The organism is Aeromonas sp. 600724, from assembly GCF_049175135.1.
In the GTDB taxonomy this organism is placed as follows: domain Bacteria; phylum Pseudomonadota; class Gammaproteobacteria; order Enterobacterales; family Aeromonadaceae; genus Aeromonas; species Aeromonas veronii_A.
Map to the genome: position 1 here is coordinate 20,029 of NZ_JAAKUM010000015.1, position 12,782 is coordinate 32,810.

Genomic DNA, 12,782 nt, shown 5'->3' on the forward strand with positions numbered 1-12,782 from the left:
GGCCGGCGTTTGGCTGCAGGCAGGTTAACAAGCCGGGCGATGGCTGCCTTGCCCCGAGGGAGCGAGAAATGTGCCGGCGGGAGCAAGGGGGCCGAGTTGTGAGCAAGGTCGCATCGAAAGGCGGTGCCAAAGCAAAGGTGGGGGTGGCAAGAGGGGAAAGGGCAGGGGAGAAGGAGGGAAAACGGATGGCCTGACGGCCAATGAGGATGGCTGCGATCAACACGCGAGGGGGCCGGCGGCCCCCTCGAAGATCAGCTGATATGCCCGGGCAATGGCCCGGGACGGCTCACTTGGGCTGTTTGAGGGCCCCGGCGAGTTCAATCTGTACCTTGACCCCCTCCTGCTTGAGCGCCGTGGCGACGGCGTTCAGATCGGTGCCCGGCTTGGCTTCCAGCAGGGCGATGCCGCCGCTGCTCTGCTTGAAGCGCAGGCCGTGCCGGCTGGCCAGCGCGCTGGCCTGGTTGTCATCGGCTTCCACCAGCAGGGTGCCGCTGACGGTGAGCTCGGGGCTGGCGGCCCCCTGCATCAGCACATCGCCACGGTGCAGGGTCTGCAGCGGTTCCTTGCCATCGAGACTGCGGGTGGTTCGCGACTTGCTGCCATGGTCGGGGATGAGGTAAGTCTGGCCATTTACCTCTATAGTGCGGTACTGCTTGCCCTCCAGAGTCACGGCTTCTGCCGCCACAGCATTAAGGGCGAGGGGGGCCAACAGGCTGGCCAGCAGTAAGGTAACCGGTTTGTTCATGATAAAACTCCTCGCTTGTTAGCTGTGGTTGGCGTCGTGACCCAGGATCCGCAAGGACCACTCGATCAGCTTGCCTGGCTGGCGGTTGTTGCGCTCGGTCAGGGTGGTGCGCTCACGGGTCTCGCGATTGAGCAGAGAGACCTGACGGGTACCGTTGGCAACGTCGGTTACCTCCAGTCGCCATGTGCCTTGCGCCGGTTCACCATAAAACTTGTGGGAGAGCAGGCGCATGTCACGCAAGCCCTTGGTACGCACATAACCCAGCTTTTGCAGATCGAGCGACTGGCCAACCAGGCTGTTGAGCGGGTTCAGCAGTATGCTGCGGGTACCGGCGGGGGAAACCAGTTCGATCAGCAGATCGGGCAGGCGCTGATGATCCAGACTCACCATCACCTGAACCGCTTCTACCGTCAATGGTGTGGCAATGCGGGTTGTCGAGCTGGTCGGGCTGTTGCCTACATCCGGGATAGTGGCGGCACTGCCGGTGACATTGATCTTCTGCCACGGCAGCTGTACCAGCGGGGGGAGGGGCTGGTGATTGGCTGCCAGCTCAAGGGCCTTGTTGACGTCAATCAGACCAAAACCGTAAGTCGGGCTGAACCACATGCCGGCGGCATTGCGCTCCCACCCTTCCAGCCCTTTCATATCACGCACCTTGCCGGTGCTGCTGGTGTAGCTGACCATCACAGGTTTCTGTGTGGCATCGACCCGGGTTGCGCTGCGCGCCAGCAGATCCCGCAGGTCACGTACCGACAGATCCGGGTAGGCGGACATCAGCAGCGCCATGGCGCCGGAGGTGCTGGGGGTGGCGGAGGAGGTGCCGTTCATCACACCGTTGTAGTCGCAGCTGGCATCCAGTTGCGGGTTGCCGTGCAGCCGGTTGGTGCTGGGATCGTCGGTGCGGTTGTAACCCATGTCGCAGCCGGGCAGATCCGTGGTCACCATCGCCGGAGAGTCGGTACCGTATTCGCCGCCGGTCGCGCTCAGGAAGATGTTGCTGCCGACGCTGGAGTAGGAGGATCTGACGCCATCGGCGTTGAGCGCGCTCACCACCAGGTTCCAGAAGTTGCTGTTGGAGGGATCGAGGTTGCTGTTTTCAAACGGCAATTTGGGGCCATTGCCGGTGCGGTTAAGCACATAGCCGCCCGCCGCTATCTTGTTGAAGCCGTTGCCGGCGGCCTTGATATAGGCCGCGCCCTGCGCCTTGAGGGTCTGCTGTTCAAACAGACGATCAAGCTGGGATTGATCCAGAGAGTTGGCAGAGCGGGGATCCACCACACTCATGCCGTAGCTCTGGTTGAACACCCGGTTGTCGCGACTGGCATCGCTGTCGCCAAGGGCGTAGAGCCAATCCTTCTGCAACTGCTGGCTGTTGTCATCCAGCAGGTTGAATCCCTGCAGCTGGGCTCGCGGGGCTATCCCCTTGGTACCGATGGCGTTGTCTACCGCCGCAATAACGCCGGAGACCGAGGTGCCGTGGGCCGTATCCGGATCGGTCGGTGTCGGGTCATCGCTGCCGGTTACCACGTTTTTCGAACCCGGACGCACGTTCTCCGCCAGATCCGGGTGGGCGATGGCCAGACCATCATCCACCACGGCCACATTGACTCCCTGGCCCAGCACGCCGGTGCGATGAGCCCACCAGAGGTTGAGATCATTGCCCGCTATACCGCCACGGGCGCTGAATCCATCCTGGCCGCTGTTGAGCAGATACCACTGCTGATCCTGCAGGGGATTGGTACCTGGCAGGCAGCGCTCGGTGCTGCTGCGTCCGATATCCATGCCGCTCTCCTTGCCGGTGAGCGGCGCACAACCTTCATTTGCCTGAACGAGCGCACTGGGCAGGGTCGACAGCAATGCTGTGATCGCCAGTGCTAACGATGTTTGCTTCATTATTTTTTTAACTCCATCTTGGATCGCACCATCCTGAGTGCGACGGAAATCTATACACGGGTGGTAGGGGTTCAAAAAGAGCCATTTTCAAAAAACGCAATGAGGTTCAAAGAAATCCGATCTGATTTATGGTAGGTATTCCAATGACGCTGGTTATGTGTTCTATTGAGAATGGTTCTCACCGCTCACTACTGATCTTTTTATCTGTAATTCACTCTCTCGTGACTCTCCTTCGCCGCAGCCATCTTGATTCGGGGTAATCCTGAAGGGAGCTCGTGCGCTCTTGAACGTGAGTGGCATGGTTGTATGTGCCAACGTGAGTGCGGCTATGCATTCGGGGGTGACAGCAAGGGTGATGAGGTGGAACCAGCGTTTTATTGCTTGGCGGCAGTGGATGGCTCTGTTATGGTAACCAAAATAGCCGTTTGGATGGCTAGATTGCTGCGGTTTGAGGGGCCTAATCTCTGAGAGCCACCCCGCCGCAGTCCCATAGCTTGATGCGTACCTGACAGGGAGTCCCTATGCCGTTTCGTTCCTTCTTATCTTCTCCTTTGACAGCTTCCTTGCGCGTCACTGCTGGCGCCAGCACCTTTATTGCCGCGATGGCGGTCGGGAGCCTCTCTTTTTCCGCGGTTGCCGTCGATGCGTCCTTGCCGACCAAACAGGAGATTGTGATTGGTACCACGGTGGGGGATTTTGCCGACATGGTGACCGACTCCATCAAGCCGCAGCTGGAGGCCAAGGGGTATAAGGTCAAGCTGGTGGAGTTCACCGACTATGTGACCCCCAATATTGCTCTGGCTGACGGATCATTGGATGTGAACTGCTTCCAGCACAAACCTTATCTGGAGAGTTTTGCCAAAGATCGCGGCTTGTCGCTGGCGCCCATTACCCAGGTGCCAACCGGTCCGATGGGACTCTATTCCGGCAAGCTGGCGGCTCTCGACAAGGTGAAAGAGGGGAGCACGGTGGCCATCCCCAACGATCCCACCAATCAGGCGCGGGCTCTGCTGATGTTGCAGGATCTCGGTTGGCTGACCCTCAAGGAGGGGATCAACCCGCTCAAGGCGAGCGAGTTTGATGTGGTGAACAATCCGCACAATCTCAAGCTGGTACTGCTGGAAGCCGCGCAGTTGCCCCGCTCGCGGGAGGATGTGGACTTCTCGGTGATCAACGGTAATTTTGCCGCCTCCAGCGGAATCCCGTTCAGTGAAGGACTGTTTCTGGAGCGCAGCTACGATTTTATCAACTGGGTGGTGGTGAAAAGCGCAGATGCGGATCAGCCTTTTGCCAACGATGTGGCGGCGGCCTACAACTCGGCGGCTTTCAAAGCCTATGCAGCCAAGCGTTTCGTTGGCTACAAGTACCCGCAAGGGTGGGGTGGCTAACAGTCGTGAACGTGGCCCGGCTATACAACGAAAAACGCCCCGAATTCGGGGCGTTTTTTATGGTATCAAGCCATCAACGGGCGCTTCACTGGTTGCGATAGAAGCGGTTCAGCTCGTTCATCACCTGGATCATGGCACCCATATCCGGGGTGCCGTGCTTGATCGGGCGATAGCTGTTGCGCTCCAGCAGTTCGAAGTCACCCTGCTTGTTGAAGTGGGTGATGGTGTCCCCTTCATAGATGGCGAAGTCGTTCTGATCCCCGGCCAGCAGCCAGTTGCGCGGGCTGGTATCAAACAGCGAGCGGCCAATGCTGTAATCGCGCGCCGGATTGCGCACGCCCAGCATCCCCTGCATCAGGGTCGGCGCCAGATCGAAATGGCTGCTCGGTTGTTCCCGAACGTCACTGCCGCGCCCCGGCCAGGCCAGTACCAGCGGTACCTGCACCTGATAGGGTGAGTAGTTGCTGCCTGCGCCCCAGCTGTTGCTGCGGGTGTCGTTGAACTCCTGGCCGTGGTTGGAGGTGATGACGACGATGGTGTTGCTGTCCATCCCCTGCGACTGCAGTTTGGTCAGCATCTGCTCAAGCAACTGGTCGGTATAGAAGACCGAGTTCTTGTAGCGGTTTTCCAGTTTTTGCAGGTTCTCCGCCCGATAGGCGGTCGCCGGATTGAAGTTGGCAAGCTCCGGTTGGAACGGCCCCTTCATGGTGGCGGGTAACTGGTAGTCGCCGGGGCTCGAGAGATAGACCAGCGAGAACCAGGGGCGCTCGGGAGAGCGCTTCTCCAGCCACTGTTGCCAGTCGGTCAGCAGCTTGCCATCGTCACTCTGTTCGGAGACAAACACCTGTTTGCGCAGACCGGCGAGGATACTCTTGCGATACTTCTGGGCATCTTCCATCGCGCCGAACAACCCGAACTGGTAATCCTGACGCAGCATCTCGTCGAACAGCACCGGCGGACGCTTGTCGCTGCTGATGTCCTTGTAGTAGTGACCGGGCAACCCGTAGAAGAGGCTGAACATGCCCATCAGGTCGTCATTGCCGCCACTCAGGTGATTGCGGAACGTCAGATGCTGATCCGCATAGCGCTGCAGATTGGGCATGTTGATGTTGTTGAGCATGTCAAAGCGCAGCGAATCGACCACCACAATCAGCAGATTGTTGTGAGTCAGGGGGGCGTTGACGTTGAGCGGGCGCAGCGGATAGTGCATCCGGCTGTCGCTGTTATCCCCCTGGGAGGCCGCCTGCTTCTCGTACTGATCCAGATCCAGCCAGCCATGTTTGGCCAGGAAGGAGCGGGCCGTCATAGGGTAGGAGAGGGGGAAGTTGGCTCTCTGCATGGTGATCGGCTGATAGAGGGTCGCATCGGCCCAGCTGTTGACCACGTGGGTCAGAATAAAGCAGATCAGCAGGGCCAGTCCCACCTGATTGCCGTACTGGCGGCGCTTGCGCTTGTTGATCTTGCGCCAGACATAGGCCGACAGCAGCAGTTGCAGCAGGAAGATGGTGGGCACGGCAACGAAGATGATGCTCCAGATTGAGCCCTCTTCGGTTTGCGCCTGATCCAGCAGCAACTGCCATACCTGACTGTTGAGGTGGAACTTGAACAGCCGGAATACCTGGGTGTCGATTAGCAGCAGCACCAGCGCCAGGGTGGCGATGATGGCCGAGATGAACCGCAGCGGTTTCTCTTTGGGCAGCACGAAGCTGAGCGGGAAGATCGTCAACAGGTAGGTGACAAAACTCAGAAACGAGAAGTGGCCAATCCAGCTTACAACGAGATAGATCACGCCAAGCGTGGTCGATGGCCAGCTGATGGCACCCAGATAACGGGTGGCGATGAGCATGGCCAGAATAATGTTGAAGAAGGAGAACCAATGCCCCCAGGTGATCAGGCGAGAGACATTATCACGATAGGGGTTACCGGTTTCGACCATAGTGATCCATCTGCGTTGAGAAACGTCAAATCAACAGAGTCGGGGACTCAGTGTGCGTCGTGGCGATTATCGACCGATGCGGTCAGGGCCTGGACAAACTTTTCAGTGATGGCCTGGCGCTGGGCCGGTGCCATACCGTTGATGATATTGGTGGTCAGATTGCCAAGCACCATAAGGCTGAGATCCACCGGCGCTTTATGCTTTTCCAGCGCGGTGATCAGGTCGTTCATCAGGGCGTCAAATTGCTCGTTATTGTACTTTGATACGATAGGCATAATCTTCAGTTCATCTCGGTTCAAAGCGCCTTATAATACTTCACCCTTTCGGCTAACACTATGGCTTTGTGACATGAGTCTCGATATTGACAAGATCATTCTTCACTCCTTGCGCCAGGGCGGCGATGGTCAACCCCACGCCGATACCCGCAGCCAGACCCTGCCCCCTGATGAGGCGGTACAGGGACTGATGGCGGAACTGCATCGGATCTACAACGGCAAGGGCGGCAAGGGCTTTGGCTTCTTTGCCGACCCCGAGGCCGCCGTCGCCGAGCTGGCCGACGGTGAAGAGGCTCCCAAGCAGCCTTCACCCGCGTTTCGTATCGCCCTCGAACAGCTGCTCGACGAGCAGACCGAATTCGTTCCCTTCTCGGTCACCGTGACCCAGATGCTGGTCAAGCAGCTGGTGGAGCACGCCCTCGATGAGCAAGGGGTGCTGCTGTTTGCCAAATACAATTATGTCGGGGTTGATTACCTGATGATCGCTCTGTTGGAAGGCAAGGAGAGCGTCACCGTCAGCGAAGCGCTGGAATTGCGCCACATCCAGTATCTGGATATCGGCAAACTCAATCTGGTGGCTCGCATCGATTTGACCGAATGGAAAACCCAACCGGATTCGCGCCGCTATATCACCTTCAGCAAGGGGCGTATCGGTCGCAAACTGGGCGACTTCTTTATGGATCTGCTGGGGGCCCGCGAGGGGATGGATGCCAAGGTGCAAAATAAAGGCTTGCTGCAGGCGGTAGAAGATTATTGCGACAGTCGCCAGCTCGAACCGACCGAGCGCAATGACTATAAAAAGCAGGTCTTCAAATATTGCACCGAACAGGCGAGTGCCGGTGAAGAGATCGAAATCAAGGAGCTGTCTGCAGAATTGCCCGGCGACGGTGACCTCGATTTTTACAGCTTTATCGGTCAGGAGTATGAGCTGGAAGAGCGTTTCCCGGCGGATCGCTCTACCCTGCGTGGTTTGACCAAGTTTGTTGGCTCCGGCGGCGGTCTGACTCTGAGTTTTGAGCAGAAGCTGTTGAACAGCAGGATCTTTTACGATCCCCAGACCGACACCCTGACCATCAAGGGTGTGCCGCCCAATCTCAAGGATCAGCTGCTGCGCCAGTCATAATGTGATCCGGCCTTCATTTTTGGCAAAAAGACACCGCAGTTCGCTGCGGTGTCTTTTTATTTAATGGGGCAGGGGGTAGCGAAAGCAACTCGGTGCTTTGTTAACAAATTAAACAGAATTATCCATGTGAAAGGGTTTTCAATGAGGTGAAAACCCTTTCATTCATGTCTTTTTATTTCCATTTGGTAATTTAATTTCTTGTGTTGGCGAGAAATATGCCAATAAATGGCGCTAACCCCCTGAAATAAGAAAATGTTTTCAAAACTTTCTGGAAGGAAATACGTAATTGCATTTCAAAAATGCGAGTTGCGTCATGTGAGCCGTTTGCCGCTTGGGATAATATTCATCTCGCACACAATGCTCTTACAGCGCGGAACTAATACAAGGAAAGGCTCATGAAAAAGAAATTGCTGTCATCCCTGATCGGTCTGGCCACTCTTGGCGTCGCTTGCTCTGCTACTGCTGCCATTGATGAAGGCCAGCTGACCATCTGGATCAACGGTGACAAGGGATACAACGGTCTGGCTGAAGTGGGTAAGAAGTTTGAAGCAGAAACCGGCATCAAGGTTACTGTGGCTCACCCGGATCAGGTTGAAGTGAAATTCCAGCAAGCCGCCGCCACTGGCAACGGCCCGGACATCTTCTTCTGGGCTCACGACCGTTACGGTGAGTGGGTCAAAGCCGGTTTGCTGGTTCCGGTAACGCCGAATGCTGCCACCAAAGGCAAATTTGAACAGCTGGCATGGGATGCCATGACTGTTGATGGCAAAACCTATGGCTACCCGGTTGCCATGGAAGCGGTCAGCCTGATTTATAACAAGGACCTGCTGCCCGAGCCGCCGAAAACCTTCGAAGAGATCGCCAAGATTGACGAGACTCTGAAGAAAAACGGCAAGCGCGCCATCATGTGGGCTTATGACACCCCGTACTTCAGCTATCCGCTGGTGGCTGCCAACGGTGGTTACGCCTTCAAGAAAACCGCTACCGGTTATGACGTCAAAGATACCGGCGTGAACAACGCAGGTGCCAAGATGGGCGTGGGCTACATCTCCGAGATGATCAAGTCCGGTCACCTGGAAAAAGGCATCGACTACGGTGTGATGGACGCCAAGTTCAACAAGGGCGAAGTGGCCATGATGATCAATGGTCCCTGGGCCTGGAGCAACCTAGACAAGAGCGGTATCAAGTACGGCGTAGCGCCGCTGCCGACCCTGAACGGCAAGCCGGCCAAAGCCTTCGTTGGCGTACTGGGTGCCACCATCAACGCTGCCAGCCCGAACAAGGATCTGGCTATCGAGTTCCTGGAAAACTACCTGCTGACCGATGCCGGTCTGGCGCCGGTTAACGCCGACAAGCCGCTGGGTGCCGTTGCGCTGAAATCCTTCCAGAAGACCCTGGAATCCGATCCACACATCAAGGCCACCATGCTGAACGCCCAGGCTGGCGAGCCGATGCCATCCGTTCCCGAGATGAGCCGTTTCTGGTCTTCCTTCGAAACTGCCCTCAAGAACGTGACCTCCGGTCGTCAGGGTGTTGACGAAGCGCTGGATACCGCTGCCAAGCGTATCGTTCAGTAAGCACGCACTACCCGGGAGGCCGTCATGGCCTCCCACTCTCTCAAATCTCTCTTGGCGTTATAAAGGTTAATTGGCATGGAAGTAGTACCTTCTGTTGAGTCCTATGCCGGTCCGAAGGATAAGCACACCTGGCTTAAGTGGACCATAGCGGCCCTGGTTGCCATCCTCAACGGCTACGCAGCCGTGATGATGTACGCCAGTGGCGAGTGGGTATTCGCGCTGCTGGATCTGGTGGTGGTTTCCGTCGGTCTGTATGTCTTCATGAACAAGAAGACCTATGCCCATCGCTACATCTTTCCGGGTGTTGCGGGCATGGTTGTGTTTATCATCTTCCCTCTTGCCTACACCATTGGCATTGCCTTCACCAACTATTCGGGGTCCAACTTGCTCTCCGTGGAGCAGGCGCGGGACTACCACCTGAAGAAAACCTACAAGGTGGCGGGCGGTGAATTCGATTTTACCCTGCTGGGTGGCGACAACGGCCAGTTCCAGCTGCTGCTGACACAGGATGATCAATCCTTTATCAGCCAACCTGTTTCCCTGATGACCAACAAGGCCCGTGAGCTGGCGTCCCGCGAGGGCCGTGTGCAGAACACCCAGCAAGTGGTCGAGCTGCAGCCCTTCACTGGCGAAGCGGCCAGCAAGGCCGCACCGATCCGCGCCATTGTTGAGCATCGTACTCACCTGAGTGACCTTGATCTGGTGCTGCCGGATGGCGGTACCCACCTGACCCTGAGCAGCCTGCGCAAGTTTGCCGCCCAGAAGCAGCACTACACCCGTCTGATGGATGGTGCCGTGCTCAAGTCCGGCGTGGTGATCAAAGACAGCAACCTGCTGCGTGATACCCAGAATGGCGAGTTGATGCTGCCCAATGGTGAGACCGGCTTCTATCAGTACATCGACGAACAGGGTCAGTTTGTCGGCAAGGGTATTGCTCCGGGCTTTGTGGTGAGCGTCGGTTGGAAGAACTTCGCGCGCATCGTCACCGATCCGGGCATCCAGTCACCCTTCCTGCAGATCTTCATCTGGACCGTGATCTTCTCAACCTGCTCCGTCGCTTTCACCTTGGCTATCGGCATGGTGCTGGCCTGTCTGGTGCAGTGGGAAGAGCTCAAGGGGCGTGGTTTCTATCGGGTCATGTTGATCCTGCCCTATGCGATCCCGGCGTTTATCTCCATCCTGGTGTTCAAGGGGTTGTTCAACCAGAACTTCGGTGAGATCAACATGTTCCTGGAAGCGGCGTTTGGCATCAAGCCGGACTGGTATACCAACCCCTTCCTGGCCAAGGTGATGATCCTGATTGTAAACACCTGGCTCGGCTACCCCTACATGATGATCCTCTGCATGGGCCTGCTCAAAGCCATTCCGGAAGATCTTTATGAAGCGTCCGCCATGGACGGTGCCGGTCCGGTGCAGAACTTCTTCAAGATCACCGTGCCGCTGCTGATGAAGCCGCTGACACCGCTGTTGATTGCCTCGTTCGCATTCAACTTCAACAACTTCGTGCTTATCCAGTTGTTGACCAACGGTGCGCCCGACATCATCGGCGCCAGCACCCCGGCCGGTACCACCGACTTGCTGGTGAGTTATACCTACCGGATTGCGTTCCAGGGATCGGGTGGTCAGGACTACGGTCTGGCCAGTGCCATCGCCACAGCTATCTTCCTCATCGTGGGTGCGCTGGCGCTGCTCAACCTGAAATTGTCCAAAGCCGACAAGCAGCTGTAAGGAGGCTTCAACATGGCAATCGTACAACCCAAATCAGTCAAATACCGGGTGTGGGCAACCCACCTGGTCATGTGGGGCTTCCTGGCGTTGATCATCTTCCCGTTGATCATGGTTATCGCCATCTCGTTCCGTAACGGTAACTTCGCGGTAGGGGAGATCATCCCCTCCAATCCGACGCTGGATCACTGGAAGCTGGCGCTGGGCATGTCCATCACCAACGCCGACGGCAGCATCACGCCGCCGCCGTTCCCGGTGCTGACCTGGTTGTGGAACTCCATCAAGATCGCCGGCATCACAGCCCTGATGATCGTGACGCTCTCCACCACCTGTGCTTACGCCTTTGCCCGCCTGCGTTTTCGTGGGAAGTCAACCATCCTGCAGGGCATGCTGATTTTCCAGATGTTCCCGGCGGTGTTGGCGCTGGTAGCCATCTACGCGCTCTTTAACAAGATTGGTGACTACATCCCCTGGCTCGGTCTCAACACCCACGGTGGTCTGATCCTGGCGTACATGGGGGGTATTGCCCTCCACGTCTGGACCATCAAGGGCTACTTCGAGACCATCGACTCCTCCCTGGAGGAGGCGGCGGCCATCGACGGTGCGACCCCGTGGCAGGCATTCCGTCTGATCCTGTTGCCCCTGTCGGTGCCCATCCTGGCGGTAGTGTTTATTCTGGCCTTTATCGGTTCCATTACCGAGGTGCCCATGGCCTCCATCCTGCTGCAGGATGTGAACAATCTGACCCTGGCGGTCGGGGCCCAGCAGTACCTCTATCCGCAGAACTATCTGTGGGGTGATTTCGCGGCGGCCGCAGTGCTCTCCGGTTTCCCCATCACTGTGGTTTTCCTGTTGGCACAGCGCTGGTTGGTTGGCGGTCTGACTGCTGGTGGTGTGAAAGGTTAAGTTTATGGCCGGGGGAGCTGACTCCCCCCGCTATCACGATTTGCAAAGATTCAAGAGCGGAGCTCGTCATGGCTGAAGTAGTACTCAACAACGTTCGCAAAAATTACGATCCGGCTGTTCACAAGGACACCCTGCGCAACATTAACCTCTCCATCAAGGAGGGCGAATTCATCGTCTTCGTCGGCCCGTCAGGCTGCGGTAAATCCACCCTGCTGCGGATGATCGCGGGTCTGGAAGACATCACCAGCGGTGAGCTGACCATCGGCGGTCGCTACATGAACGACGTACCGCCGGTAGAGCGCAACGTCGGCATGGTGTTCCAGTCCTACGCCCTTTATCCGCACATGAACATCTACGAGAACATGGCCTTTGGTCTGAAGCTCAAGAAGATGGACAAAGAGAACATCCACAAGCGGGTGATGCGTGCCGCCGAGATCCTGGGTCTTGAGCCGCTGCTGGACAGAAAGCCCAAGGCGCTCTCCGGTGGTCAGCGTCAGCGTGTCGCCATCGGTCGCTCCATCGTGCAGCAGCCGCAGGTGTTCCTGTTTGACGAGCCGCTCTCCAACCTGGATGCCGCGCTGCGGGTCAAGATGCGGATCGAGATCGCCAAGCTGCACAAAGAGCTTAACTCCACCATCATCTACGTGACTCACGATCAGGTGGAAGCGATGACCCTGGCCGACAAGATTGTGGTGCTGAGCCCGCTCAAGGCTGAAGCTGCCACCAACCTGGAACAGTTCGGTTCACCGCTGGATCTCTACCACAACCCGGACAACAAGTTCGTGGCGGGCTTTATCGGCTCTCCCAAGATGAACTTCCTGGCGGGCGAGTTGCTGGAGATTGGCGAGCAGGAGTGCCTGGTCAAGCTGACCTCTGGCGATACCGTACGGGCTCGGGTCGATGCCCGCAGTGGCGCTGTGGGTGACAAGGTTGAGCTGGGTATTCGCCCCGAGCATCTGATGCCGCTGGATCACCCCCATGCTCACAGCAAGGTGAGTGGGATCGTGCAGGTGGCCGAGCACCTGGGCGCCGAGTCCTTCGTTTATATGGATGTGGACGGTCACGACTTTACCGTCAAGGCTACCTCGGATGTGGATGTGGCGACCGGTCAAACCTACAGCGTGGGTATCCCGGCCGAAGCCTGCTACCTGTTCGATGCCAAGGAGCAGGCGTTCCCCCGTACCGCCAAATATATCCGTACCTGATTTTTGTTG

10 protein-coding genes are annotated in these 12,782 nt (G+C 57.3%); 6 read left to right on the plus strand and 4 right to left on the minus strand.

Annotation, left to right across the window (positions count from 1 at the left end; all coding sequences use genetic code 11):
• Nucleotides 1–286: 286 nt before the first annotated feature.
• Together G5168_RS14570 and G5168_RS14575 are read right to left on the minus strand one after the other, a co-directional pair.
• Nucleotides 287–748 carry a serine protease chaperone gene (locus G5168_RS14570; protein WP_216980322.1) on the minus strand — a complete coding sequence of 154 codons (462 nt, stop codon included), beginning with the start codon at nt 746–748 and terminating at the stop codon, nt 287–289.
• A gap of 15 nt (nt 749–763) precedes the next feature.
• The gene (locus tag G5168_RS14575) at nt 764–2,638 is read right to left on the minus strand and encodes a S8 family serine peptidase (protein ID WP_421252390.1); all 1,875 of its coding nucleotides are present in this window, start codon (nt 2,636–2,638) and stop codon (nt 764–766) included.
• A 602-nt stretch (nt 2,639–3,240) separates the two neighbouring features.
• On the opposite strand from G5168_RS14575, the gene G5168_RS14580 reads away from it, so the two are divergent.
• Nucleotides 3,241–4,026 carry a MetQ/NlpA family ABC transporter substrate-binding protein gene (locus G5168_RS14580; protein WP_421252413.1) on the plus strand — a complete coding sequence of 262 codons (786 nt, stop codon included), beginning with the start codon at nt 3,241–3,243 and terminating at the stop codon, nt 4,024–4,026.
• Between the two features lie 85 nt (nt 4,027–4,111).
• On the opposite strand, the gene G5168_RS14585 is transcribed toward G5168_RS14580, so the two are convergent.
• Both G5168_RS14585 and G5168_RS14590 read right to left on the minus strand, forming a co-directional pair.
• Nucleotides 4,112–5,962 (minus strand): DUF3413 domain-containing protein, encoded by a 1,851-nt coding sequence (locus G5168_RS14585; protein WP_421252391.1) that lies wholly within the window; start codon nt 5,960–5,962, stop codon nt 4,112–4,114.
• Nucleotides 5,963–6,009: 47 nt separating this feature from the next.
• Nucleotides 6,010–6,237 carry a YejL family protein gene (locus G5168_RS14590; RefSeq protein ID WP_005333874.1) on the minus strand — a complete coding sequence of 76 codons (228 nt, stop codon included), beginning with the start codon at nt 6,235–6,237 and terminating at the stop codon, nt 6,010–6,012.
• Nucleotides 6,238–6,310: 73 nt separating this feature from the next.
• Here G5168_RS14590 and yejK point away from each other — a divergent pair, with 73 nt between their 5' ends.
• The 5 genes from yejK to G5168_RS14615 all read left to right on the plus strand — a co-directional run bounded on the left by yejK (nt 6,311) and on the right by G5168_RS14615 (nt 12,773).
• Nucleotides 6,311–7,360 (plus strand): nucleoid-associated protein YejK, encoded by a 1,050-nt coding sequence (gene yejK, locus G5168_RS14595; RefSeq protein ID WP_421252392.1) that lies wholly within the window; start codon nt 6,311–6,313, stop codon nt 7,358–7,360.
• Nucleotides 7,361–7,755: 395 nt separating this feature from the next.
• The gene (malE, locus tag G5168_RS14600) at nt 7,756–8,937 is read left to right on the plus strand and encodes a maltose/maltodextrin ABC transporter substrate-binding protein MalE (protein ID WP_005333871.1); all 1,182 of its coding nucleotides are present in this window, start codon (nt 7,756–7,758) and stop codon (nt 8,935–8,937) included.
• 75 nt (nt 8,938–9,012) lie between these two features.
• Entirely contained in the window at nt 9,013–10,665 is a 1,653-nt protein-coding gene (malF, locus tag G5168_RS14605; protein ID WP_005333870.1) for a maltose ABC transporter permease MalF, read from the plus strand.
• A 12-nt stretch (nt 10,666–10,677) separates the two neighbouring features.
• Nucleotides 10,678–11,568 (plus strand): maltose ABC transporter permease MalG, encoded by an 891-nt coding sequence (gene malG, locus G5168_RS14610; RefSeq protein ID WP_005333868.1) that lies wholly within the window; start codon nt 10,678–10,680, stop codon nt 11,566–11,568.
• Between the two features lie 68 nt (nt 11,569–11,636).
• Nucleotides 11,637–12,773: an ABC transporter ATP-binding protein gene (locus G5168_RS14615; protein WP_005333867.1), complete on the plus strand. Its 1,137-nt coding sequence runs from the start codon at nt 11,637–11,639 to the stop codon at nt 12,771–12,773.
• The last annotated feature ends 9 nt before the right edge of the window (nt 12,774–12,782 follow it).